Annotated in this window: 21 protein-coding genes; 10 read left to right on the top strand and 11 right to left on the bottom strand. The window is 58.9% G+C overall.

Going from position 1 to position 25,394, the window contains the following annotated elements:
- Positions 1–178 precede the first annotated feature (178 nt).
- Entirely contained in the window at positions 179–556 is a 378-nt protein-coding gene (locus tag ICA16_RS12640) for a glutamine synthetase (RefSeq protein ID WP_210553301.1), read from the bottom strand.
- 220 nt (positions 557–776) lie between these two features.
- On the opposite strand from ICA16_RS12640, the gene zigA reads away from it, so the two are divergent.
- Complete coding sequence (gene zigA, locus ICA16_RS12635; protein ID WP_210700720.1) at positions 777–1,982, top strand: zinc metallochaperone GTPase ZigA; 1,206 nt, start codon at positions 777–779, stop codon at positions 1,980–1,982.
- Positions 1,982–2,632, top strand: a complete 651-nt coding sequence (locus tag ICA16_RS12630; protein ID WP_210553303.1) for a DUF1826 domain-containing protein — start codon at positions 1,982–1,984, stop codon at positions 2,630–2,632. The genes zigA and ICA16_RS12630 overlap by 1 nt, the downstream gene beginning before the upstream one ends.
- Before the next feature lie 4 nt (positions 2,633–2,636).
- On the opposite strand, the gene ICA16_RS12625 is transcribed toward ICA16_RS12630, so the two are convergent.
- On the bottom strand, positions 2,637–2,993 hold the full coding sequence (locus ICA16_RS12625; protein WP_210700719.1) for an NADH:ubiquinone oxidoreductase: 357 nt from the start codon (positions 2,991–2,993) through the stop codon (positions 2,637–2,639).
- Between the two features lie 41 nt (positions 2,994–3,034).
- Here ICA16_RS12625 and ICA16_RS12620 point away from each other — a divergent pair, with 41 nt between their 5' ends.
- Positions 3,035–4,000, top strand: a complete 966-nt coding sequence (locus ICA16_RS12620; RefSeq protein WP_210700718.1) for a CobW family GTP-binding protein — start codon at positions 3,035–3,037, stop codon at positions 3,998–4,000.
- 96 nt (positions 4,001–4,096) lie between these two features.
- Here ICA16_RS12620 and ICA16_RS12615 read toward each other — a convergent pair whose 3' ends face one another.
- The gene (locus ICA16_RS12615) at positions 4,097–4,510 is read right to left on the bottom strand and encodes a DUF3301 domain-containing protein (protein ID WP_042561850.1); all 414 of its coding nucleotides are present in this window, start codon (positions 4,508–4,510) and stop codon (positions 4,097–4,099) included.
- Between the two features lie 117 nt (positions 4,511–4,627).
- On the opposite strand from ICA16_RS12615, the gene pdxY reads away from it, so the two are divergent.
- Positions 4,628–5,500 (top strand): pyridoxal kinase PdxY, encoded by an 873-nt coding sequence (pdxY, locus tag ICA16_RS12610; RefSeq protein WP_210553306.1) that lies wholly within the window; start codon positions 4,628–4,630, stop codon positions 5,498–5,500.
- Positions 5,501–5,599: 99 nt separating this feature from the next.
- Here pdxY and ICA16_RS12605 read toward each other — a convergent pair whose 3' ends face one another.
- Positions 5,600–6,082 carry an acyl-CoA thioesterase gene (locus ICA16_RS12605; protein WP_003229693.1) on the bottom strand — a complete coding sequence of 161 codons (483 nt, stop codon included), beginning with the start codon at positions 6,080–6,082 and terminating at the stop codon, positions 5,600–5,602.
- Between the two features lie 281 nt (positions 6,083–6,363).
- Here ICA16_RS12605 and ICA16_RS12600 point away from each other — a divergent pair, with 281 nt between their 5' ends.
- Entirely contained in the window at positions 6,364–8,127 is a 1,764-nt protein-coding gene (locus ICA16_RS12600; protein ID WP_150616926.1) for a cation:proton antiporter, read from the top strand.
- 21 nt (positions 8,128–8,148) lie between these two features.
- Here ICA16_RS12600 and ICA16_RS12595 read toward each other — a convergent pair whose 3' ends face one another.
- From ICA16_RS12595 to uvrD, 3 genes are all read right to left on the bottom strand, one after another.
- Positions 8,149–8,556 carry an SMI1/KNR4 family protein gene (locus ICA16_RS12595; protein WP_003187120.1) on the bottom strand — a complete coding sequence of 136 codons (408 nt, stop codon included), beginning with the start codon at positions 8,554–8,556 and terminating at the stop codon, positions 8,149–8,151.
- Positions 8,557–8,694: 138 nt separating this feature from the next.
- A complete protein-coding gene (locus ICA16_RS12590; RefSeq protein ID WP_150603611.1) occupies positions 8,695–9,567 on the bottom strand; it encodes a Tim44 domain-containing protein in 873 nt (290 codons plus the stop codon).
- 287 nt (positions 9,568–9,854) lie between these two features.
- The gene (uvrD, locus tag ICA16_RS12585; protein ID WP_150603610.1) at positions 9,855–12,038 is read right to left on the bottom strand and encodes a DNA helicase II; all 2,184 of its coding nucleotides are present in this window, start codon (positions 12,036–12,038) and stop codon (positions 9,855–9,857) included.
- A 256-nt stretch (positions 12,039–12,294) separates the two neighbouring features.
- Between uvrD and ICA16_RS12580 the strand changes: the two genes are divergently transcribed.
- From ICA16_RS12580 to ICA16_RS12570, 3 genes are all read left to right on the top strand, one after another.
- Complete coding sequence (locus tag ICA16_RS12580; RefSeq protein WP_210553308.1) at positions 12,295–15,168, top strand: putative bifunctional diguanylate cyclase/phosphodiesterase; 2,874 nt, start codon at positions 12,295–12,297, stop codon at positions 15,166–15,168.
- Positions 15,169–15,295: 127 nt separating this feature from the next.
- Entirely contained in the window at positions 15,296–16,162 is an 867-nt protein-coding gene (hexR, locus tag ICA16_RS12575; protein WP_150603608.1) for a transcriptional regulator HexR, read from the top strand.
- Between the two features lie 183 nt (positions 16,163–16,345).
- Positions 16,346–16,558: a PA3496 family putative envelope integrity protein gene (locus tag ICA16_RS12570; RefSeq protein WP_047304266.1), complete on the top strand. Its 213-nt coding sequence runs from the start codon at positions 16,346–16,348 to the stop codon at positions 16,556–16,558.
- Here ICA16_RS12570 and ICA16_RS12565 read toward each other — a convergent pair.
- A complete protein-coding gene (locus ICA16_RS12565; protein ID WP_210700717.1) occupies positions 16,500–17,462 on the bottom strand; it encodes a LysR family transcriptional regulator in 963 nt (320 codons plus the stop codon). The two genes, ICA16_RS12570 and ICA16_RS12565, sit on opposite strands and share 59 nt — an antisense overlap.
- A 190-nt stretch (positions 17,463–17,652) precedes the next feature.
- Between ICA16_RS12565 and ICA16_RS12560 the strand changes: the two genes are divergently transcribed.
- On the top strand, positions 17,653–19,068 hold the full coding sequence (locus ICA16_RS12560) for an acetyl-CoA carboxylase biotin carboxylase subunit (protein ID WP_042561843.1): 1,416 nt from the start codon (positions 17,653–17,655) through the stop codon (positions 19,066–19,068).
- Positions 19,069–19,079: 11 nt separating this feature from the next.
- Positions 19,080–20,888: a sodium-extruding oxaloacetate decarboxylase subunit alpha gene (oadA, locus tag ICA16_RS12555; protein WP_210553309.1), complete on the top strand. Its 1,809-nt coding sequence runs from the start codon at positions 19,080–19,082 to the stop codon at positions 20,886–20,888.
- A 161-nt stretch (positions 20,889–21,049) separates the two neighbouring features.
- Here the strand turns inward: oadA and ICA16_RS12550 are convergent, their stop codons facing one another.
- From ICA16_RS12550 to ICA16_RS12540, 3 genes are all read right to left on the bottom strand, one after another.
- Positions 21,050–23,413, bottom strand: coding sequence for an autotransporter outer membrane beta-barrel domain-containing protein (locus ICA16_RS12550; RefSeq protein WP_210700716.1), 2,364 nt, complete (start codon positions 23,411–23,413; stop codon positions 21,050–21,052).
- Positions 23,414–23,665: 252 nt separating this feature from the next.
- The gene (locus tag ICA16_RS12545) at positions 23,666–24,502 is read right to left on the bottom strand and encodes an amino acid ABC transporter permease (protein ID WP_210700715.1); all 837 of its coding nucleotides are present in this window, start codon (positions 24,500–24,502) and stop codon (positions 23,666–23,668) included.
- Entirely contained in the window at positions 24,499–25,320 is an 822-nt protein-coding gene (locus ICA16_RS12540) for an ABC transporter substrate-binding protein (RefSeq protein ID WP_210553312.1), read from the bottom strand. The genes ICA16_RS12545 and ICA16_RS12540 overlap by 4 nt, the downstream gene beginning before the upstream one ends.
- Positions 25,321–25,394: the final 74 nt, after the last annotated feature.

The following is a 25,394-nucleotide window of genomic DNA, read 5'->3' as shown; positions in this document are numbered from 1 at the left end:
GATTAAATTCGATGTTACATTATAACAATTCGAATCACGATGTCTTTTTCATGAACAGGTTTTCATATGTACGCGCAAATTCCGCCTAGGGTTCCACGTGAAACACTCGGGAAAATCACCTATTCCGAGCGAGACATCATCGTGGTCGTATCCTCGACATGTCGATGACTTGGGCGGATTAGCAACCGGACAATCGGCTACAGGTGAATTTCGCGCTGCTGCCACCTGAGCTGGAGAATCGATTGATGGTGGTCCATCCCACCCGCCGGGTATAGCCGACCCAGGCTTCACCGTCGGAAGCGATGCCAGTGAAGAACGTCATTTGCCCAAACCGACTATTGGTCTGCGCCCAATATCGCTTGCCGTTCTTTTCAAAACCGCGCAGGTAAAGCGTGTTGCCGACCGTGTTAACGCTGTAGGTGTTGCCATCGGCATCCGCGCAGGCCAGCAGATTGGCGCTACGCGTGCAGGAGGCGAGCGCTGAGGTTTGTCCCCATGCGGTGGCTACAGTTAACAACAGGGCACTTAAAGCCAAGCATTTCAGCGCATTTTTCATCACATTTTCCGAGCCTGAACTTGAAGGCAGCTTTCGTCTGTTTGTAGATAAGAGAAAGAGCAGGGCTAGCCATTCTCTATTGTTATACTATAACATCAGTTTGAACTGAGCCTGATTCGGCCGATTTCAAACGTTTACCTTCTGCGAAGCTCCGTGTGAAGCCAGAACGTCACGCGCTACGCAAAAGCGCTATCGGCTGCCATTTAAAGAGGATTACCCAATGTCAGCCGAACTGCCTGTGACCGTTCTTTCAGGATTTCTTGGTGCCGGAAAAAGTACACTTTTGAATTACGTACTACGTAATCGCAAGGGTTTGCGCGTGGCGGTCATCGTCAATGATATGAGCGAGATCAACATTGATGGCAGCGAAGTTCAGCGCGATGTCAGCCTGAACCGCGCTGAAGAGAAACTCGTGGAAATGAGCAACGGCTGTATCTGCTGTACGTTACGCGAAGACTTGCTCGAAGAAGTCAGCAAACTCGCGCGAGAAGGGCGGTTTGATTACTTGCTGATCGAATCCACCGGTATCTCCGAGCCATTGCCCGTCGCAGAGACTTTCACCTTCCGCGATGAGCACGGCCAAAGCCTCGCCGACATCGCCCGTCTGGACACCATGGTGACTGTAGTCGACGGCGTGAATTTCCTGCTCGACTACCAGGCCGCCGAAAGTCTTGCCTCTCGTGGTGAAACGCTTGGTGACGAGGACGAGCGCTCCATCACCGACTTGCTGATCGAGCAAATCGAGTTTGCCGACGTGCTGCTGATCAGCAAAATCGACCTGATCAGCCAGCACGAGCGCGAGGAATTGACCGCCATCCTCAAGCGGCTCAACGCGCAAGCCGAAATCATCCCGATGGTGATGGGCGAAGTACCGTTGGAGAAGATTCTCAACACCGGCCGCTTCGACTTCGAGAAAGCTGCGCAAGCACCCGGCTGGTTAAAGGAGTTGCGCGGTGAGCACGTCGCGGAAACCGAAGAGTACGGGATTGCCTCCACCGCCTACCGGGCGCGTCGGCCCTTTCATCCGCAACGCTTTTTCAACTTCATCGATCGTCCATGGCTCAACGGCAAGCTGCTGCGCTCAAAAGGTTTCTTCTGGCTGGCAAGCAAGCCCAACGATGCCGGCAGTTGGTCGCAGGCCGGTGGCTTGATGCGCCATGGTTTTGCCGGGCGCTGGTGGCGTTTCGTGCCGAAAAGCCAATGGCCGCAGGATCAGGAAAGTACCGTTGCGATCATGGAAAACTGGACGCCGAGTGTCGGAGATTGCCGTCAGGAGCTGGTGTTTATCGGCCAGAACATCAATTTCGTACAGCTATCTAGCGAGCTCGATGGGTGTCTGCTGACCGACGATGAAATGGCGCTGGGTGCGGAAGGCTGGCGATTGCTGCCGGATCCATTCGGTCCGTGGCACGAGGAGGCCGCCTGATGCTTGCGATTAAGCTGCTGCAAGAGCGTACGCGCTCACAGCATCAGGGCCCTACTCCCAAAGCGCTGAGCCGAATTCTTGACGACGATATCAACCTCGCCGTCTGGCAGCGACATATGCCGCTGCACATCGCCGAATTCGCAAGGTTATTACTTTCGCTAAACGAGCCCTTGGCAGAGTCGTTATGCCTGGAACTGGCCGACGAAGACGCCGAACCTGATCTCTGCGGACTGGCCTCAGGCTTCCGCGATCTGGAAGGCTACGATGGCTTTATCGCCGATCTGAAATGGCTGGTCAGTGCCTTCGCTTGCCTGCTCGGTGCGCGGCGTATCGGTTTGCGCCTGCGGGTGCTGGATAAAGCCATGTGCCCGCGGTTCCACGTCGATCACGTGCCGGTGCGCTTGATCACCACCTGCGCGGGAATTGGCAGTGAGTGGCTGGAGGAGGGCGTCATGGATCGACGCCAACTCGGTCAGGCCAACGCCGAGCCGACGGGCACCACACAGATCCAGCAACTCAAGAGCGGCGAAGTGGCACTGCTAAAAGGTGAAAAATGGCACGGCAATGAAGGGTTTGGCTTGATCCACCGCTCGCCGCAACCGGCCCAGGGCGAGCGCCGTTTGATTCTGACCCTCGACTGGCTTGGTTAACGCCTCATGGCTTGAGCCATGTGCCCTGGCTCTGGCCTTCGCAGTAAGGCTTTAGATAAGTGGCGTCAGTGGCAACGCCGTAATAATGGATGTCTTGCCGATAGGGCATATTGGCGACTTGTGCGTTGCTGCACACACCGAAAGCGCCGGTGGGGCATTGATCGACGTACTGCACCTCGACTTTCTGTCCGGCCAGTGCTGGCTGGCAGAAGCCGTCGCTGAACAGTTTTGCCGGGATGTTGCGGTTCTGCTGGCAGACTTTCACGTCGAGCCGCTCGCCCTGACTGTGCACCACGCAGGCCTGAGCCAACACCTTGCTGGACACCAGCAGCAACAGCAACGACCATCCCATCCAACGCATCTTCAATCTCCTCAGAAACCTTCCTTAGAAAATCCCCGGCCATGTTGCAGAACATTCCTGTCCACGTCATCGCAGGCCCACTCGGCGCCGGCAAGACCAGCCTGATCCGCCAGCTCATGGCGCAACGCCCTGAAGGCGAGCGCTGGGCGGTGCTGATCAACGAGTTCGGCCAGATCGGCCTCGACGCCGCTCTACTGACCCGCGACGGCGATGGTATCGCACTGGGGGAAGTGGCCGGGGGCTGTTTGTGTTGCGTCAATGGGGCGCCGTTTCAGATTGGCCTTGGACGTTTGTTGCGCAAGGCGAAACCGCATCGGCTGTTTATCGAGCCCTCTGGACTGGGCCACCCTGCGCAGTTGCTCAAGCAGTTGAGTGAAGCGCCATGGCTGGGTGTGCTGGCGGTTCAGCCGTGTGTTCTGGTGCTGGATGCCCAAGCACTCAATGCGGGGAAAGCGTTGCCGGCAGCGCAGCAGGATGCGTTGGCCAGCGCTGGTTTACTGGTGTTGAACAAGGCAGAAAACCTTTCTGAAACTGTCAGGCGGAAGATTGCCAGTCAGTTACCGCCAGTCAGGCTCGTCTGGACGCAACAAGCGCAATTGCCCTTGAGCGAATTGCCGGGGCTGGCCGCGCGAGCGGTGGCGGGTGTGGATAATCTGATCGTGCCCAAAGGATTGGCGCAGATGCCGGCGGTCTGGAGCGATCCGACACTGCCGATTTGCCTGAGCCAGGCCCAGGACGGTGGTTGGAGTATCGGTTGGCGTTGGCATCCGAGCCAGACGTTCGACTCACAAAAGGTCGCAGCCTGGCTGGAAAGTCTTGTCTGGAAAAGGGCGAAATTGGTTATCCACAGCACGAATGGCTGGGTTTCAGCGAATGCCCTGGAGAACGCTGATCTGCATTGGCAGGCCAGTGAATGGCGGCGCGATTCGCGGATCGAGCTGATTTTCAGTGAGGCGCAGGATGTTGGCGTTTTGCAGAAGTCGTTAGCGGGTTGTCTGGTGAATTAAATATCAAAAGATCAAAAGATCGCAGCCTTCGGCAGCTCCTACACAGTGCACATAAATCCACTGTAGGAGCTGCCGAAGGCTGCGATCTTTTGATTTCTACGGCTTCCACTTGGTGTGTTCCTGCCGCCACTGACTCAGCTCGATCACCTCCGCCCGTGGCTTGTGAACTTCAACAACTGGCGGCGTATCGTCGAAAGGTGCCGGGTAGGGCGCCAATTCAATCTGCGCACTGTGTGCGCCGAACTGGGTGATGGTGCCGTTGTGTCGGCTTTCGCCGGTCACGGTGAACTCGAAGTTGTAGACCCGCGCCAGTCGCCGGCGACCGCTGGCATCCTTGATGAAACCAATCTTCTTCAACGCGACGTTGCCGTCCAGCAGCTCCACACCGACGTTGATGCAATGCTGTTTGACCCGCTCCAGCGCCCGCTCGCGCAAGCCGTGGTTGTGCCATAGCCACGCGCCAGCGGCGGCGAACAGTATCAGCACGAAGATGTTTTCGAGGGTCAGCATCAACAATGAACTCCAAAAGTTAGCGCCAGCTTAACTGCGTCGCCGGTCTGTCGTACAGGCTGCGTTTCGTCGCATACTGCGCGGCTTGAATTTCAATCGTTTTACGGAAAAACCCGAATGAAACGTACGCCTCATCTGCTCGCCATTCAGTCCCATGTGGTGTTCGGCCACGCCGGCAACAGCGCCGCAGTATTTCCGATGCAGCGGGTCGGGGTGAATGTCTGGCCGCTCAACACGGTGCAGTTTTCCAATCACACCCAGTACGGCCAGTGGGCCGGCGAAGTGTTGGCGCCGCAACAGATTCCCGAACTGGTCGAAGGCATTGCGGCCATTGGCGAGCTGGGCAATTGCGATGCGGTGCTGTCCGGTTATCTCGGCAGCGCAGCGCAGGGCCGGGCGATTCTCAGTGGCGTGGCGCGCATCAAGTCGGTCAATCCGAAAGCGCTGTATTTGTGCGACCCGGTGATGGGCCATCCGGAGAAGGGTTGCAGCGTGCCTACGGAGGTCAGCGATTTTCTGCTGGAAGAAGCGGCTGCCGTCGCGGACATCATGTGTCCGAACCAGTTGGAGCTGGACAGTTTTTCCGGGCGCAAGCCTCAATCGCTGTTCGATTGCCTGGCAATGGCGAGGGCGCTTTTGGCTCGCGGGCCGAAAGTCGTCCTGGTCAAGCATCTGGATTACCCGGGTAAACCGGCGGATGGTTTCGAGATGTTGTTGGTGACCGCCGAGGGCAGTTGGCACCTGCGTCGTCCGCTGCTGGCGTTTCCGCGTCAGCCGGTGGGCGTGGGCGATCTGACGTCCGGCCTGTTCCTGGCGCGCGTGCTGCTGGGCGACAGTCTGGTGGCGGCGTTCGAGTTCACGGCGGCAGCGGTGCATGAGGTGCTGCTGGAAACGCAAGCGTGCGCCAGTTACGAACTGCAACTGGTGCGGGCGCAGGATCGCATTGCGCATCCGCGGGTCAAGTTCGAAGCCACTGCGATCAGTTTGTAAGCCTTTAAAAGCGAAAAGATCGCAGCGTTCCGCAGCTCCTACAGGGTCCTAGATTGCCATGTAGTAGCTGCGGAACGCTGCGATCTTTTGTTTTTTAGGTCAGGCGTCGCCCTTGATCTCCTGATAACGCTTTTCCAGTTCCTGGCGAATCTGCCGACGTTGCTGCGCCTGCATGTAGCGGCGCTTGTCTTCGCTGTTCTGCGGCTGCAGCGGCGGCACAGCGGCCGGTTTGCGCTGGTCATCCACCGCAACCATGGTAAAGAAGCAGCTGTTGGTGTGGCGCACCGAGCGCTCGCGGATGTTTTCGGTGACGACTTTGATGCCGACTTCCATCGAGGTGTTGCCGGTGTAGTTGACCGACGCCAGGAATGTCACCAGTTCGCCGACATGGATCGGCTCGCGGAAGATCACCTGATCCACAGACAATGTCACCACGTAGCGGCCGGCGTAGCGGCTCGCGCAGGCGTAAGCCACTTCGTCGAGGTATTTGAGCAGGGTGCCGCCGTGGACATTGCCAGAGAAATTGGCCATGTCGGGGGTCATCAGTACCGTCATCGACAGCTGGGCGTTTCCGGGTTCCATAACGTTCTCACGGATCAAGGCTGGTTTGCTGGAAGCACCTCTGCGGGTGCCTGGTCACTTTTCAAAAGCACCGTTATCGGGACGCCGGGCGACTGGGTGCCGTCACGCCGGGATCGATCTGTTTCCTAATATTGCACCGCCTTCCAGTGAGAAGTCGCGGTGTTAACCTGCAAAAGCCCTGCCCAAGGGCAATTCCCACACGAAAAGCGGATTTTTACCCCGGCTCGCTCAGACCTTTCTGATGCCTGACTGCGAGCGTCGTCATTCAAGGAGCCCACGCCATGCATGCCATCAGCTTTATTCAGGACCTGGCAGTGATCATGTTGGTCGCGGGCGTGGTGACCGTGTTGTTCCATCGTTTCAAGCAGCCAGTGGTGCTCGGTTACATCGTCGCCGGCTTCATCATCGGCCCGCACACCCCACCGTTCGGCCTGATCCACGACGAAGAAACCATCAAGACCCTCGCCGAGCTGGGGGTGATTTTCCTGATGTTCTGCCTCGGGCTGGAGTTCAGCCTGCGCAAGCTGTTCAAGGTGGGCGCCACGGCGTTCATCGCAGCGTTCCTCGAAATCGTCCTGATGATCTGGATTGGTTACGAGATCGGTCGCTGGTTCGACTGGAACACCATGGACTCGCTGTTCCTCGGTGCAATCCTGGCGATCTCTTCGACCACCATCATCGTCAAGGCACTCAACGATCTGAAGATGAAGAATGAGCGCTTTGCTCAATTGATCTTCGGCGTATTGATCGTTGAGGACATCCTCGGTATCGGCATCATTGCCTTGCTGTCGAGCATCGCGGTCAGCGGCACGGTGAGTTCCGGAGAAGTGTTTTCCACGGTCGGCAAGTTGTCGCTATTCATGATCGTCGCGCTGGTGATCGGCATTCTGCTGGTGCCGCGGTTGCTGGCTTACGTGGCCAAATTCGAAAGCAACGAGATGCTGCTGATCACCGTGCTGGGCCTGTGCTTCGGCTTTTGCCTGCTGGTGGTCAAACTTGAATACAGCATGGTGCTTGGCGCATTCCTGATCGGCGCGATCATGGCCGAGTCGCGGCAACTGCTGAAAATCGAGCGACTGATCGAACCGGTTCGCGACCTGTTCAGCGCAATCTTCTTCGTCGCCATCGGCCTGATGCTCGACCCGATGATTTTGCTGCAATACGCGTGGCCGATTGCCGTGATTACGGTAGCCGTGGTGCTCGGCAAGATGCTGTCCTGCGGGCTCGGTGCGTTTATCGCCGGCAATGACGGACGCACCTCGCTGCGGGTAGGGATGGGGCTTTCACAGATCGGCGAATTTTCCTTCATCATCGCCGCGCTGGGCATGACGCTGCAGGTCACCAGCAACTTCCTCTATCCGGTGGCCGTGGCCGTTTCGGTGATTACCACGCTGCTGACGCCGTACCTGATTCGCTCCGCCGATCCACTGTCGATCAAACTGGCTGCCGCGATGCCGCAGCGTTTGGGGCGGGTGCTGGGGATGTACGGCGAATGGCTGCGCAGCATTCAGCCGCAGGGCGAGGGAGCGATGTTGGCGTCGATCATCCGGCGAATCCTGTTGCAGGTCGGGGTCAATCTGGCGCTGGTCATTGCGATCTTCTTCTCGGGCGCGTTCTTCGCCGAGCGTATCTCGACGTATCTGCAAGACTGGATCAGCGATCCGAGCTGGCAGAAAGCGTTGATCTGGGGCGGGGCTTTGCTGGTGTCGTTACCGTTTCTGATCGCGGCCTATCGCAAGCTCAAGGCGCTATCGATGCTGTTGGCCGAGATGGGCGTGAAGCCGGAGATGGCGGGGCGGCACACGCAGCGAGTGCGCCGGGTGATCTCCGAGGTGATCCCGATTCTCTCGCTGCTGGTGATTTTCCTGCTGCTGGCAGCCTTGTCGGCCAGTATTCTGCCGACCAACAAGTTGCTGGTGCTGATCGCCGTGGTCGCGGCCGCCGTGGCGGCGCTGCTCTGGCGCTGGTTCATCCGCGTGCACACGCGGATGCAGGTGGCCTTGCTGGAAACCCTCGACAACCACAAAGAGTCGTCGGGGCACTGACCACCCGGGGCGTTTGGCCGATCAGCTTTCCAGCCAGACGTCCCGCGCCCAATGCCAGACCGATTCCCAGGTTTCTTCGGCAATCAGCTCTTCCTCGGCTTGCCATAACACCACCGTGCCGTCTTCTTCGACACAGTAGTAGTCGTCGCCGTCCTGGCAAATTGGAATCAGACTGCGATCCACGCCGGCATCCCAGGCGTTGGCGGCGACATCCGGCAAGTAGGTGTGCGATTGCGGGTCGGTGACAGTTACCGGCTCCAGGCTACCGTAAACCACGTCGCTGACCGTCAGCAAAAACTCCCTGAAGACAAACGGAATATCGATGAACAGTTGTTCTTCGATTTCAACCAGCAGGTCTTCGTCAGGCAACTCCAAAGGAACCGGTACCGGTTCGTTGGCTTCGCGCAGTTGTTCGATGATTTCTTCCACGTCCGGGATCCTCTTGCTTGTATGGCGCGGTTTATATGGGCCGGTTTATACAGTAGCTTGCTATAGATGCAACCGCGAAATAGAAAAACCCCGGACAAGTCCGGGGTTTTTGTTACCGCATGCTTAACGCAGAGGGGATCAGCCGTTCTGGCGGATACCGGCCACCAGCCAAGGCTGGTTCTCGCCCTGCGGACGTTCCATGTTCCAGCTTTCGCTGAACACTTCGCCCTGGTCGAAACGCGAGGTCTTCGACACACCGCTGAAGGTCAGGGTGGCGATGGTCTTGTCGGCACGGTCATCTACGCCGTCCAGTTGAACCTGGAGGTTGTCGATGTAGGTCGACTGGAAGGCGTCGCCCAGATCCGCACGCTCACGCTTGAGGAACTCGAGCATCTGCGGGGTCACGAACTCGGCGATCTTGTCCATTTCGTTAGCGTCCCAGTGCTGCTGCAGCGACTGGAAGTGGCTGCGTGCAGCTTCAAGGAAGCTCTGCTCGTTGAACCAGGCCGGTGCGTTGATCACCGGACGGGCGGCAGCAGGTGCAGCCGAACCACCGAAGATCGAACCCATGCCGGCAGGCTTCTGCTCGAACACTTCACGCTGCATCGGCGCGCCAGCCGGAGCCAGGTGCTCCTGCTGCTTGCGGCGACGAGCGGCGATGAAGCGGAAGATCACGAACGCGATCACGGCCATGATCAGAATGTCGAAGATCTGCATGCCCTGGAAGCCGCCGCCCATGAACATGGAAGCGAGCAGACCACCGGCGGCGATACCGGCCAGAGGGCCGAGCCATTTCGAAGCACCGCCGGCCTTGGCAGCAGCGCCAGCGGCACCGGCAGCACCAGCGGTCGCCGCAGCGCCGCCAGCTGGGGAAGAAGGAGCCATTTGGCTGGTCTGGTGCGACGGCGCAGCGCCGGCGCTTTTGCCACCACCAAAGCGCTTGGCGTTGGCGTCGAGGCTCATCGTCAGGCCGATGCACAACGCCATGGCGATGCTAAGAAAACGTTTCATAAAGGGATTTCCCGTTTGTGGAGACACGCGCGCCATGTTGCACAGCTGAAGTGTTGCTGGCTAGCGAGAGAGTGTTTCGGGCTTTTGCCTGACAGGTTACGTTCAGCTCGGTCGGGGCAATAAGGCCATGTACTTTCGGCTGTAGGAAAAGGAGATAGGTTCAGAAAGAAATTGAAACCTGTAGGAGTGAGCCTGCTCGCGATGAGGGAGTGTCAGTCAACACATACATTGAATGACAGACCGCTATCGCGAGCAGGCTCACTCCTACAGAAAAGCAGAACAGGCGCTTATATGGCTTCCAGCTTCGCGTAACCGAGCATCAGCCACTTGCTGCCTTCGCCGAAGTTCACCTGCACCCGCGCCTGTGCACCCGCACCTTCGAAGTTGAGGATCACGCCGTCGCCAAAGACCGAGTGGCGCACTGCCTGACCCAGGCTGAAGCCAGTCTCGGGAATCTCGCTGCCGCTGAACAGATTGCTGCCACTCATCGACTGGTTGCCGCCGAACGGACGGCTGACGCTGTTCGACAAACGGACTTCCTGAATCAGGCCTTTCGGCACCTCCCGTACGAAACGCGAGACCTTGTTGTAGGTTTCGCTGCCGTACAGGCGCCGGGTTTCAGCGTAGGTCATCACCAGGTTCTGCATGGCCCGGGTGATACCGACGTAGGCCAGGCGGCGTTCTTCTTCAAGACGTCCCGGTTCTTCCAGGCTCATCTTGTGCGGGAACAGGCCTTCTTCCATGCCCACGAGGAACACGTAAGGGAATTCCAGGCCTTTGGCGCTGTGCAGGGTCATCAACTGAATGCTGTCTTCGTGCTCGTCGGCCTGAGTATCGCCGGCCTCCAGCGAAGCGTGGCCGAGGAATGCTGCCAGTGGCGTCAGGTCTTCGTCCTCTTCAGTGTTCTCGAAGTTGCGCGCGGCGCTGACCAGTTCCTCAAGGTTTTCTACCCGAGCCTGGCCTTTCTCGCCTTTTTCCGCTTCGTGATAGGCGATCAGACCGGATTGCTCGATAACGGTTTGGGTCATCAGGTGCAGCGGCATCTCGGCGCATTTGGCAGCGAGGTTCTCGATCAGCTCGATAAACGCTCCCAGCGCACCCGCAGCACGACCGGTCAGGCCTTTATTGGCGACCAACAGGCGCATGCCTTCCCACATCGACACATCGCTGTGGCGCGCATGCTCGCGAATCGCTTCGACGGTTTTCTCGCCGATGCCGCGAGCCGGGACGTTGATCACCCGCTCCAGCGCTGCATCATTGCCCCGACCTTCGAGCAAACGCAGGTAGGCCATGGCGTTCTTGATTTCCGCACGCTCGAAGAAGCGCTGGCCGCCATAGATGCGGTACGGAATGCGTTCACGCAGCAATGCTTCTTCCAAAACGCGTGACTGGGCGTTGGAGCGGTACAAAATCGCGATGTCGCTGCGAGCCAGGCCGGTTTTCAGCGCGCTTTCGATGGTTTCGACAACGTAGCGTGCTTCGTCGTGTTCGTTGAACGCGGCGTACAGATTGATCGCCTCGCCGTCGCCGCCGTCGGTCCACAGCTCTTTACCCAGACGTCCGGTGTTGTTGGCGATCAGGGCGTTGGCCGCTTTCAGGATGCCGGCGGTGGAGCGGTAGTTCTGCTCCAGGCGAATGGTCACGGCGTCCGGGAAGTCGGCGGAGTATTGATGGATGTTTTCGATCTTCGCTCCGCGCCAGCCGTAAATCGACTGGTCGTCGTCGCCGACCACCATCAGGCTGTCGCCGCCCTTGCCGAGCAGGCGCAACCAGGCGTACTGCACGGCGTTGGTGTCCTGGAACTCGTCCACCAGAATGTGCCGGAAGCGTTTCTGATAATGCGCCAGCAGCCCCGGGTGGTCGCGCCACAAGTCGAGGGCGCGCAGCAGCAGTTCGGAGAAATCGATGACGCCGGCGCGCAGGCAAGCGGCCTCGTAGGCCTCATAAATGCCGCGCATGGTGGCCAGGTACAAGTCACCGCTGGCCTGAATGTGTTGCGGACGCAGACCTTCGTCTTTCTGTCCATTAATGAACCATTGGGCCTGACGGGCCGGCCAGCGTTGCTCGTCCAGGCCCAGCTCGCGGATCACCCGCTTGACCAGCCGTTGCTGGTCGTCACTGTCGAGAATCTGGAAGGTCTGGCTCAAGCCGGCTTCCTGCCAGTGCGCCCGCAACAAGCGGTGCGCCAGGCCGTGGAAGGTGCCGACCCACATGCCGGCCGGGTTGATACCCATTAACTGCTCGATGCGGTGACGCATCTCGGCAGCGGCCTTGTTGGTGAAGGTCACCGACAGGATCGAGTGGGGCGAGGCGTTTTCGACCTGGATCAACCAGGCGATACGGTGCACCAGCACTCGGGTTTTACCAGAGCCGGCACCGGCCAGGACCAACTGACGGCCAACGGGGGCTGCTACGGCCTGGCGTTGGGCATCGTTGAGGGAGTTCAGCAGAAGGGAGAGGTCATCGCGCATCGGGGCATTCTAGGGTGCGCCGCAGGCCCGGGCAAACCGAGCTTTGCATTAGCCGATGAAAGTGCCGTCAATGACGACCGGTCGGTCACTGGCTACAGGCGTCAGCCCGTCTCACTCTGCGGGTTCTGTCGGCACCACGGGAGGGAAAAGTTTCGATGAAATTGTGATCCGCAGCAGTTTGGCAACGGGATCGGCTTGTGTATGCTCCGTCCACGTTTCGGGCGCACGCCCCCTTATAAGAACAAGAACGTTGCCCATGACCCTCAGCGCCGAACTGTCGGGCCCCTCTGTGGAACCCCGGGTTATCCGCAAGCACTACGCCGTCGAGATGGCGGTCGAGCGCACGCGTCTGCTGTATCAGGGCTCTTTATTGCCCACGCTGTTCATGTTGATCAATGGTCTGGTCTGCGCCGGTTTGCTCTGGAGCCCGCAGCGCTATTTCGTGGTCAGCGTCTGGCTGGTGTGGTTGTTGTCGCTGGTGGCTTTACGGGTGATTCAGGTAGCCGCGTTCGACTCCGCGATCCCCAACCGGCAGGCCCAGCCAATCTGGCGCCGGATGTTCCTGCTCGGCTCGACCATGACCGGCCTGACCCTGGCCGGTGCGGGCATCGCGCTGGTGCCCGCCGACAACTTCATGCAACAAGCCTGGGTCTTCGGCCTGATCGGCGCCGCGACCCTGTCGGCCAGTGTCGCCTACGCGGTGAGCCTGCCGGCATTTCTGTCCTTTACCTTGCCCTGTCTGCTGCCGGCGATCGGTTATCTGTTTTGGGGCGGCGACGAGCTGGCGCGCGGTTGGGGCTGGCTCGGGCTGATTCTGCTGGGATCGCTGAGCGTGGTGGCGTGGCAGGTCAATCGTCTGATCGATCGTGGTTTGCTGCGGCGCTTCCAGAACCAGCACCTGATCGAGCATCTGCAACAGACACAGGCGCGCAGCGAGCAGCTCAATCAGGAACTGGCGACAGAAATCGACCATCGGCGCTGCGCCGAGGGCAAGTTGCGCGAAGCTCAGGTCGAGCTGGAAGACCGCGTCGCCCTGCGCAGCCGCGAGCTGGACGCCGCCAATCAGGCCTTGAGCAAAAGCGAAACACGTCTGGCGCTGGCGTTGAAGGCCAGTGAGTTGGGGCTGTGGGACTGGAATCTGCAAACCGACGAAGTCCACCACACGCAGATCCAGGAACTGTTCGGCCTGGCTCCGGAATACGTCACCGCCATCCTGCGCGACCTCAAACCGCGGCTGCACCCCGAAGATGTGCCGCCCCTCAAACAGGCGTTGATCGAGCATCTGAAGGGCCGCAGCGAGGACTATCAGATCGAATATCGCGTGCGTCACGGCGATGGCCATTGGGTCTGGATCGAGGACCGGGGCCGCGCCGTAGAGCGCAGTGAAAGCGGGCGGGTGATCCGCATGGTCGGCACTCGCCGCGATATCAGCGCCAGCAAAAGCCTTGAAGAGCAGCAGCGCCTGGCGGCAACGGTGTTCGAGGCGGCCAGCGAAGGCATTGTGATTTTCGACCCGAATTACGCACTGATCGCGATCAATCAGGCGTTCAGCCGGGTCACCGGTTACGGCATTGATGAAATGCTCGGGCGTAACGTGGTCGAGCTGCCATGCAGTCGCGATGCCCGCCGCCACTACGTCGCCATCCGCACCGCGCTGGAGCAGCACGGCAGTTGGCAGGGCGAATTGGTGGAGACCCGCAAGAACGGCGAACTGTATCCGCAATGGCTTCAACTCAACGCGGTGCGCGATAGTCGGGGAAATGTAAGTCACATTGTCGGCTTCTTCGCCGATCTTTCCGCGCGGCGTGAATCCGAAGAGCGCATGCGTTATTTGACGCACTACGACGAACTTACCGGTCTGGCCAACCGATCGCTGTTTCGCGAACGGCTGCATGAAGCCCACCAACGGTTTCGGCAGGGCGGACGGCGCAGTCTGGCGCTGCTGCACATCAATCTTGATCGCTTCAAACTGCTCAACGACAGCCTGGGCCATGAAATCGCTGACCAGATGCTGCAGAAGATGGCTCGCCGATTGGTCAACGCCTTGCCGGAAGCCGACACGATCGCCCGCTTATCTGGCGACGAGTTCGCTGTGCTGTTCGATGCCTACGGCAACCTGTCGAGTCTGGCGCGGGTCGCCACACGGCTGTCGGCCAAGCTGCGCCTGCCGCTGACCGTGGACGGGCACGAATTGGTGGTCAGCGCCTCGATGGGCATTAGCATGCTGCCGGACAATGCGCGGGAGATTTCCGCGCTGGTCAGCCAGTCGAACATGGCCATGCAACATGCCAAACATCTGGGCGGCAACAATTTCCAGTTCTACACCGATAGCCTGCAAGCCAGCACCCTTGAACGATTGCAGCTGGAAAACCAGTTGCGCAAAGCCATCGATGAGAAGCAATTACAGGTGTTCTATCAGCCCAAGCTGTGCCTGGAGTCGGGGCGCTTGAATGCGGCGGAAGCCCTGGTGCGCTGGGATCATCCGAGTATGGGTCAGGTGCCGCCGGGGGACTTCATCGGGCTGGCCGAAGAAACCGGATTGATCGGGCCGATCGGCGAATTCGTGCTGCGCCAGGCTTGCTGGCAGGCGTGCGAATGGCAGCGTCAGGGGCTCGCGCCGATTCGCGTTTCGGTGAACCTGTCGGTGCACCAGTTGCGCCAAGGCAAGCTGGTCAGTCTGGTGCGACAAGTCCTGGAAGAAACCGGGCTGGCGCCGCACTACCTCGAACTCGAACTGACCGAAAGTCAGCTGCTCGACAGCGTTGAACACATCATCGCGACGTTCCAGCAACTGCGCGATCTGGGCGTGAAACTGGCCATCGACGATTTCGGCACCGGGTATTCATCGCTGAGTTATCTCAAGCGCATCCCGGTGGATTACGTGAAGATCGATCAAGCGTTCATTCGTGGTTTGGGCGAGGGCAGTGAAGATGCGGCAATCACCCGGGCGATCATCGCCATGGCCCACGGGCTGTCGCTGAAAGTGGTGGCTGAGGGGGTAGAGCGCGAGGAACAGCTGGAGTTTTTGCGCACCGAGCGTTGTGATGAAGTGCAGGGTTATCTGATCAGTCGGCCCGTTGAAGCTGCCGCTCTGGCCGGGCTTTTGCGCGCACAGGAAAACCCGCTATAAGGGCTACATGCACGCCATCGCGCCTGATATGGGGACATGGAGTTACGCATTGAGCAGGCAAAAAGCCAATTCATGTAGTATAACTACAAGCTTGCTACATCCCCGACCATAAGAAGAGTCCAGCCCCTTGAATCTGCTGCAACACATCGCCCAGTCACGTCACCTGTTACGCAAGTCGGAGCTCAAGGTCGCCGACCACGTGCTGCTTGACCCTGCGGCAGTGATGCACAGTTCCATGGCCGACCTGGCCCACAATGTCGGCATCAGTGAGCCGACCATCGTGCGCTTTTGTCGCGCCATCGGTTGTTCCGGCTTTCAGGATCTGAAACTGAAACTGGCGCAAAGCCTGGCCGCCGGTGCCAGCTTCGGCCAGTTCGCGATCCATGAAGACGACTCCGTTGCCGATTACAGCCTGAAGATTTTCGACACCACGTTGCACACGTTGATGGAGGTTCGCGAGAAGCTCGATCCGGTGGAATTGCAGCGTGCGGTGAGCTTGATGTCGCAGGCGCAGCGCGTCGAGTTCTATGGCTTTGGCGCGTCGGGTGCGGTGGCAGCGGATGCGCAGCACAAGTTCTTCCGCCTGCTGCTGACGGCGGCGGCGTATTCCGATCCGCACATGCAGGCGATGTCGGCGGTGACGTTGAAGCCCACTGACGTGGCGATTTGCATTTCCCAGTCCGGGCGCTCCAAGGATTTGCTGATCACCGCCAATCTTGTGCGCGAGAGCGGTGCTTCGCTGATCACCCTGTGCCCGAGCCAGACGCCATTGGCAGAACTGTCGACGGTCAATCTGGCGATCGATGTGCACGAAGACACCGAAATCTATACGCCGCTGACTTCGCGCATTGCTCACCTGGTGGTAATCGACGTGCTGGCGATGGGCGTGGCCATGGCGCGTGGTCCGAGCCTGGTCAACCACCTCAAGAGCGTGAAGCGCAGTCTGCGTAGCTTGCGTCTGTCTCCGAAAGCAGTGAAAGCACTGGATGACTAAGATCAAAAGATCGCAGTCTTCGGCAGCTCCTACGGGTGTACGCATTCCCTTGTAGGAGCTGCCGAAGGCTGCGATCTTTTGCTTTTCGATGCAAACCTTCATCAGTCTGTAACCACGACGCAGCCAAACCGTCATCCCCCGCGCCTATCTTGAAACTCCCGTAAACGCCTTGGGAGACTCGAAATGGCTCAGCCCTACGAAGAACGCAACAGCGCAGCGAAAACCCGTCGTCAGCAGGAAGACCAGCGCCGTATGGAATTTCGTCGCGCCATCGAAGATCGCTATGAACTTCGTCAGCTTCAGGCCGAAATCGGCGGTTTTCCCGAGGAAGTCGAACTCAATTATTGGCAGGCAGCACCGGCAGCTTCCCGTCGAAGCGCTCAACCAGCGCGCTGATCTGCACGCGTTCGCTGCGGATAAACGCCAGGAAGGCGTGCGCCACCGGTGACAAGCGCTTGGATTTTGCTTGCACCAGGCACCAGCTACGCAGCAGCGGCAACTCCTCGACCGGCAACTCGACCAGGCCGCCGGTCGCCAGCTCAAGGTTCAGGGCGTGGCGCGTCAACAGCGCCAGGCCCAGACCCGCTGCCACGCATTCACGTTGCGCTTCGGCCGAGGCCACTTCCTGAGTCTGGGTGAAATGCACGCGCTTCTCTTTGAAATACTCTTCGCACGCCAGTCGCGTACCCGAGCCGGGTTCGCGGATCAGTAGCGTGTACGGCTCAAGATCCTGCAAACGCAGCGGCCCCATATGCGCCAGCGGATGATCCGGGCGAGCCACGGCGACAATCGGATTATTGAGGAACGGCAGGAACTCCAACCCCATGTCTTGCGGCACCATCGACATGATCACCAGATCATCGCGGTTGTCGGAAAGACGCCGGATCACCTGGCCGCGATTGACCACGGTCAGTTGCAGATTAACTTCCGGATTCTGGCGCTTGAACGCCGCGAACAGATGCGGCACGAAATACTTCGCGCTCGATTCCACCGCCAGTTTCAGTTGGCCTTGCAGCGAGCCCTGCATGTCCGACAACTGCATGTCGAGGTTTTCCAGGCGCCCGAAAATGTCTCGGCTGGCGCGCTGAAGGGCTTCGGCGGCCTCGGTCATGTAGAGTTTTTTGCCGACATAATCGAATAATGGCTGCCCGATCAGCTCTTCGAGCTGACGAATCTGTAGGCTCACGGCCGGTTGTGTGAGCGACATTTCCTCGGCTGCGCGGCTGTAGGAGCGTAAATCACACACTTCATTGAAGATCTGTAACTGGCGTAATGTCATACGCATCAGTGACTTACGCATTTTATTCAGGCTCTGGGTGCGGGCGGATGTTTCAACTATAAGTGTTTACTTATGCCTGACCCAATAATTATTCATTTTTGTTAATCCCTTGCGAGCGCTAGTGTGGAGTCGCGACCAGATTGAAACATTTGGTCACGCGTCGACCTGGGTCTAGCAGGTCGTGGTGCCACCGGCTCAAGGGAACCTCCAAGTGATAAAAAAGATCCTGATCGCCAACCGTGGTGAGATTGCCGTACGAATCGTGCGAGCCTGCGCCGAGATGGGCATTCGCTCTGTTGCGATTTTTTCCGACGCCGACCGGCATGCGCTGCATGTGAAGCGTGCGGATGAGGCTCACAGCATCGGTGCCGAACCACTGGCCGGTTATCTCAACCCGCGCAAGCTGGTAAATCTGGCGGTGGAAACCGGTTGCGATGCACTGCACCCCGGTTACGGTTTCCTGTCGGAAAACGCCGAACTGGCAGACATCTGCGCCGAGCGCGGAATCAAATTCATCGGCCCGTCGGCAGAAGTCATTCGCCGCATGGGCGACAAGACTGAAGCGCGCCGTAGCATGATCAAGGCTGGCGTGCCGGTTACGCCGGGCACCGAGGGCAACGTGGCGGACATCGCCGAAGCCCTGACCGAAGGTGACCGCATCGGCTATCCGGTGATGCTCAAGGCCACCTCCGGTGGTGGCGGTCGCGGTATCCGTCGCTGCAACAGTCGCGAAGAACTCGAACAGAATTTTCCCCGCGTTATCTCCGAGGCCACCAAGGCCTTCGGTTCGGCGGAAGTGTTCCTGGAAAAATGCATCGTCAATCCCAAGCACATCGAAGCGCAGATCCTCGGCGACAGCTTCGGCAACGTCGTGCATCTGTTCGAGCGTGACTGCTCCATCCAGCGTCGTAACCAGAAGCTGATCGAAATCGCCCCGAGCCCGCAACTGACCCCGGAACAGCGCGCCTACATCGGCGACCTGTCGGTGCGTGCAGCCAAAGCCGTGGGCTACGAGAACGCCGGCACTGTGGAGTTCCTGCTCGCCGAGGGCGAGGTGTACTTCATGGAGATGAACACCCGGGTGCAGGTGGAACACACCATCACCGAAGAAATCACCGGGATCGACATCGTCCGCGAGCAGATCCGCATTGCGTCCGGCCTGCCGCTGTCGGTCAAGCAGGAAGACATTCAGCACCGTGGTTTCGCGTTGCAGTTCCGCATCAACGCCGAAGACCCGAAAAACAATTTCCTGCCGAGCTTCGGCAAGATCACCCGTTACTACGCCCCCGGTGGGCCGGGCGTGCGCACCGACACGGCGATCTACACCGGCTACACCATTCCGCCGTTCTACGACTCGATGTGCCTGAAACTGGTGGTCTGGGCACTGACCTGGGAAGAGGCGATGGACCGTGGCCTGCGTGCTCTCGACGACATGCGTCTGCAAGGCGTGAAGACCACCGCCGCGTACTACCAGGAAATCCTGCGCAATCCGGAATTCCGTAGCGGCCAGTTCAATACCAGCTTCGTTGAAAGCCACCCTGAACTGACCAACTACTCGATCAAGCGCAAACCCGAAGAGCTGGCCCTGGCCATCGCCGCCGCCATCGCCGCCCACGCAGGCCTGTGAGGAATACAACAATGAGCAAAAAGATCTTCGTTACCGACACCATCCTGCGCGACGCTCACCAATCGCTGCTCGCCACCCGCATGCGCACCGAAGACATGCTGCCGATCTGCGACAAGCTCGACAAAGTCGGCTACTGGTCGCTGGAATGCTGGGGCGGCGCGACCTTCGACGCCTGCGTCCGCTTTCTGAAAGAAGATCCGTGGGAGCGTCTGCGTCAACTGCGCGCCGCGTTGCCTAACACGCGTCTGCAAATGCTCCTGCGTGGCCAGAACCTGTTGGGCTATCGCCATTACAGCGATGACGTGGTCAAAGCGTTCGTCGCCAAGGCAGCGGTCAATGGCATCGACGTGTTCCGCATCTTCGACGCGATGAACGACGTGCGTAACCTGCGCGTGGCCATCGAAGCGGTGAAAGCTGCCGGTAAGCACGCTCAGGGCACCATCGCCTACACCACCAGCCCGGTGCACACGATTGACGCTTTCGTGGCCCAAGCCAAACAAATGGAAGCCATGGGTTGCGACTCGGTAGCGATCAAGGACATGGCCGGTCTGCTGACGCCGTACGCCACTGGCGAACTGGTCCGGGCATTGAAAGCCGAACAGTCGCTGCCGGTGTTCATTCACTCGCATGACACCGCCGGTCTGGCGACGATGTGCCAACTCAAGGCAATCGAAAACGGCGCTGACCACATCGACACCGCGATCTCCAGCTTCGCCTCTGGCACCAGCCATCCAGGCACCGAGTCGATGGTGGCTGCGCTCAAGGGCTCCGAGTTCGATACCGGTCTGAACCTTGAACTGCTGCAAGAGATCGGCCTGTACTTCTACGCCGTGCGCAAGAAGTACCACCAGTTCGAAAGCGAATTCACTGCTGTCGACACTCGCGTGCAAGTCAACCAGGTGCCGGGCGGGATGATTTCCAACCTGGCCAACCAGTTGAAAGAGCAGGGCGCGTTGAACCGCATGGCTGAAGTGCTGGCGGAAATCCCGCGCGTGCGTGAAGACCTCGGCTTCCCGCCGCTGGTCACCCCGACTTCGCAGATCGTCGGCACCCAGGCGTTCTTCAACGTGCTGGCCGGCGAGCGCTACAAAACCATCACCAACGAAGTGAAGCTCTACCTGCAGGGCGGCTACGGCAAAGCGCCGGGCGTGGTGAACGAAAAACTGCGTCGTCAGGCCATTGGCAGCGAAGAAGTGATCGATGTACGTCCGGCCGATCTGCTCAAACCGGAAATGACCAAGCTGCGTGCCGATATCGGTGCATTGGCCAAGTCGGAAGAAGACGTGCTGACCTTCGCCATGTTCCCGGACATCGGTCGCAAGTTCCTCGAAGAGCGTGCCGCCGGTACTCTCGTGCCGGAAGTGCTGCTGCCGATTCCAGAGGCGGGCGCAGTGACGTCGGCCGGTGGCGAAGGTGTACCGACCGAGTTCGTCATCGACGTCCACGGCGAGACTTACCGCGTCGATATCACGGGTGTCGGCGTCAAGGCTGAAGGCAAGCGCCACTTCTACCTGTCCATCGATGGCATGCCGGAAGAAGTGGTGTTTGAACCGCTTAACGAATTCGTCGGCGGCGGCAGCAGCAAGCGCAAACAGGCCTCGGCACCGGGCCACGTCAGCACCACCATGCCCGGCAACATCGTCGATGTGCTGGTCAAGGAAGGCGACACCGTCAAGGCGGGCCAGGCTGTGCTGATCACCGAAGCCATGAAGATGGAAACCGAAGTTCAGGCCGCCATCGCCGGTAAGGTTACGGCGATTCATGTGGCCAAGGGCGACCGGGTGAACCCGGGCGAAATCCTGATCGAGATCGAAGGCTGAGATAACCGCCGCGATCCAACGCTTTAAACCTCGGGGGGGCATGTGCTCCCCTTTTTTTTCTGATTTTTCACCTGTAGGAGCTGCCGCAGGCTGCGATCTTTTGATCTTTTAAAGCGAAGATCAAAGGATCGCAGCCTCCGGCAGCTCCTACAGGAAGCGACTTAGAACGCCATGCGCCACTGGCCCATCACGCCGCGATTGCGGCTTTCGCTGCCGAACTCGCCCGTGACTGCCACGCCCAGTGTGTGGTTGGTCGACAGTCCGAGGTCCAGACCCGCATCGACGCCCAGGCTGTTGCGATCCAGTTCTGCACCGGTCACGGTGAAGCGTTTACCGCCCTTGACCAGTTGCTGGCCGGTGTCGCTGTCGAGTTCGCCAAAGGTGTGTTTCCACCCGGCGCTCAATCGCGGCGTCAGGCTCATGCCGTTGTCCAGTGTGTGGATTTTTGCCGTGCGCAGGCCGAAGGTACTGCTGAGATTGTCGCGGGTTTGCCCAAAGACTTTCAGCGCCGCATCACCACCCTTTTCACTGTGGCTGTCACGTTGATAACGTTGGTAGCCGAGGCTGGCGAACGGTTCGAGTGTCACGTCGTTGCGGCCGAAGTTGAAGCCCAGCTCGGCGAAGGCTTGCTGGGTGTTGGCGTTGTAGTTGCCTTTGAGGCGATCGCTGAATCCGTTGAACGCCACCCGACGTTTGCTGCTGCCGTCATGGTTGGCGTAAGTGGCACCCAGGCGCAGGGCCAGTGGACCATCCTGGCGCACGGCGTAGGCGCCAACGTGCCAGCTGTCGAGGTCGCCATCGTATTGGCGGGCATCGAATTTGGTCTGGGATTTGCCACCCAGCAGACCGATATGCCATTGCTCATTGAGCCGCCAGTCAGCGCCCATGACCAAGCCTTGGGTGGCGTGTTTCAGGGTGCTGTCGTACTCGCGATCAACCTTGCCGCCATGGCCCAATGCCTGAACCCAGACTCGCCCGGAATCTGCACTGCCGGCAGCTTCGCGAGGTGAATCGCCCGAGCCGTAAGCTGCGCCCGTGCGATGGTCGAGTTGGCGCATAGCCGACAGCATGCTAGCGCTCACGGGGTTGATGCTGCTTAACGTGGCTTTTGCGATGTTGGCGTTGCTGCCGGCCGCGAGTTGTTCGAGGGCGACGGGGGCAGTAGTTTTATCGCTGGCCAGTAACGCGGTGACCGCAGCATTTACCGGTTTTTGCGGTTGAACTGCCGGTTGTTCGACGTTTTGGGGGGCGCGCTCGACAAAGGATTCAACCGGCACTGGAGAGTGCGTTGTCGACGATGTTGCAACTACGGATGGAACATCAACATCAACATCAACCGCAGCAACAGGAACAGCAACTGACGCAGGAGCGGGAGCTAAAGCTGTGACGGAATCTGGCACTGAAGCTACATCTGGTGCCGGCAATGATATTGGTGTCGAGGTAGTCAACGGTGTTGGTGTTGGTGTTGGTGTTGGTGTTGGTATCGCGGATGGCGTTGGTTCGGTTGGCGCATCTATAGCTCCGCCAACCGCACGACCTTTTTCTGTATTCGCAAGACTTTCAATTTCTACTTCATTGCGGGAATAAGTCAGCCCGACTTTTTGATCTTCGTAATGCACCTCTGGCGTCATGAAGGCCAGGTTGTTCTCGATGCTGACAAAACGCCCTTCGACTTTTTTTGCATTGAGAATGGTGTGCTCGGAGCTTTTAGGGTACTCACCGGCAGTGACGAGTTTCAGGGTTGCGTCGCCAAGCCGGGCGGTTCCGCCGACTTCTATCGTCGGACTGTTACCCGCAGCATTAACGGCGTAGGACAAAACCGCTGTTTGCGACAGGTTCAGGTCTCCACTCACTTTCGGGGCGTGATACACCTCATCAACCGAAAGCCGCCCGTGGACGTTCAGGTTTCTCAACGCGCCCCCACCCGCGAAATGTCCCTTTTCGTGAACGGTGACGGTGCCGTCAATCAGTCCCTTGTTGGTAAGGTCTCCGCCGCCCAATACTGTGGCTCCGCCAACTATGGCCCCTTTGTTGATCAGAATTCCCGCGGTCACTGCCTGCCCCAATATGTTCCCATCATTGGTCAATGATGCTTTTGACCTGACCAGAACGCCAAGATCGAAATCGCCATCTCCACTGCGAGTCCAGGTGCCTTGCTTGACGTGCAAACCGTTGAAGTTAACAGTTTTCCCCAGCGTTCCTCTCGCGCCATCGAGTTGTAGGACATTCACTCCGCCCGCGCCATCAACCAGCCCGGCAAAATTGCCGCGGCTGCCTATAGTAAGCAGATCATTACGGTCATCAAGCGTCAGGGAAACACCGTCGATTGCAGCGACCTTTGCTTTGATGGGGTCATGCTTGACGGTGTCAGGATCAGCGACGAAGTGGTCGAGCATACCGATCAATTCTTCAGCGCTCGGTACTGGATCAGGGGCGAGTTCTGCAAAAGTGAAGGGCGTGCACCCCAGCGTCAGCGCGATTGCTAACGCGAGTTTTTTTGCTTGGTACTTGTGTTGAGCATCCATCAAGTAAAGTCTCTGCTGAAAGAAGACCCAACTCTATTGATGCACCGAAGAATCCGATGTCGGCTGCTTCCCGAAGCGTTGCAGGCGACGTCGCATCATTTTGTGGAAAATTTCCACCAGATCCGCAGCCGGTGGTTTTACCCGAATCCGGCGCTTCCTTTTCCTACAATCTATCGGGACGTCGCCGACTGTTCAGCAGTCAAAAGCTCAGATGCCACTGCCCAATCAACTCATGACGCGTTATTGATCACTTCAAGTACGGCGAACGTATGCCCTGCCGTAATGCCGCTCCATCCGCGCCTGAATCAGCTCCAGCCCAATCGACATCAACCAGTAAATAATGGCCGCCGTGGTCAGCATTTCGATGTAGCGATAGCTTGAACGTCCATACGACTGCGCAAGAAACATCACTTCCCAGACGCCCATCACCGAGATCAACGACGAGTCTTTCAGCATCGAAATGAATTGATTGGTGGTCGGCGGAATGATGGTACGCATGGCCTGAGGCAGTGTAATGCGCCAGAGAATGACTGAGTCGCGCATTCCCAGCGCCAGCGATGCTTCTCGCTGGCCGTACGGGACGCCAAGAATGCCGGCGCGGAAGATCTCGCTGAGGTACGCGCCATAGTTGAGTGACAGGGCGATGATCCCGGCGACGATGGCGCCAGGCACGATGCCCAGTTGCGGCAAACCGAGATAGATCAGCAGGATCTGGATCAGCAGCGGCGTGCCACGAAAGAACGAGGCGTAGAAACTGGCGATGCCGAAGGCCACCGCACTTTTCGACAGTCGTGCCAGCGCAGTCACGAAACCCAGCAGCACCGAAGCAACGATTGAGCACAGGCATAGAAACAGCGTCAGTGCTGCCCCCTGCAAGAAACCATTAGGTGCCAGTTTCAGGCCGACCAGGTTGGGCAGCTTGTCGAGGATGATCGAAAACTTCAGGTCGAAGCTCAGAAAGAATCCCGCGAACAGGCAGAACATCACCGCCCAGGTCAGGTACAGCCGCGTACGAAAACCGAACAGCCGACACAGGCGTGATTCAGCCACCGGTTGCGGTGGCTTGGGAGGTACCGGGAAAGAAGTCATTGGCTGATGTCGGCGCCGATCCATTTTTGCGAAAGCTTGCTCAGGGTGCCGTCCTGTTTGAGTTGGGCAAAGACCTCGCGGACCTTGGCGTCCCACTGCGCATCACCCTTCTCGATGGCGACCGAGTTCGGCTCCGAGTACAGCGCTTCGCCGGCGAGCTTGAAGCGTTTGTCTTCATTCAGGCGCGGCTGGGCAGTGACGAGGTTGGTGAGGATCGCATCCAGACGCACGCCGGCACCCAGGCCCAAGTCCTGGAAGGCGACGTTGTCGGTGTCATACGGGGCGATCTGCACATCCTCGAACGGGTACTGCAACTGCGTGTCTTCCGCGCCTTCGATGACCAGATTTTTGTTGAGATAACTTTCGTAGCTGGAGGCGCTGGTAAGGCCGACTTTCTTGCCGCTCAGATCCTTGGCGCCGTGGATGCGATCGTCCTTGGCATTGACCACGATCACGGCTGGCGAGGCATAGTATTCGACCGGGAAATCGAACACTTCAGCACGGGCCTTGCTTGGGGTCATCGAGCAGATGCAGATGTCGTAGCGGCCACTCCAGCGGCCGGCGGCGATGACGTCCCAGGACGGCGTTTCCAGGCGCAGTTTCACGCCCAGTTTGTCCGCCACGGCTTTGGCAACATCAACGTCGAAGCCGTCGAGCTGGTTCTGATCGTTGAGAAATGAGAAGGGTGGATAGCTTTCCATCAACACGCCGACCATTTCTTTTTTCTGCTCGACGCGATCCAGCGTGGTGCCACCAAAGGCTTGGGTTGAGGCGGCCAGAATCGTCAGGCCGAGGGCCAGTAGTGGTTGCAGTTTCACAGGCGATCCCTGAATAAAAAAGAAGTTGTTATTAACCGATTGGTGCGTATTAAATAGTTATAAGAACGACTCTG

It is taken from the genome of Pseudomonas anatoliensis (genome assembly GCF_017976235.1).
Taxonomy (GTDB): domain Bacteria; phylum Pseudomonadota; class Gammaproteobacteria; order Pseudomonadales; family Pseudomonadaceae; genus Aquipseudomonas; species Aquipseudomonas anatoliensis.
Note: the sequence above shows the minus strand (reverse complement) of the source record. Positions and strands in the feature narration are given on the sequence as shown.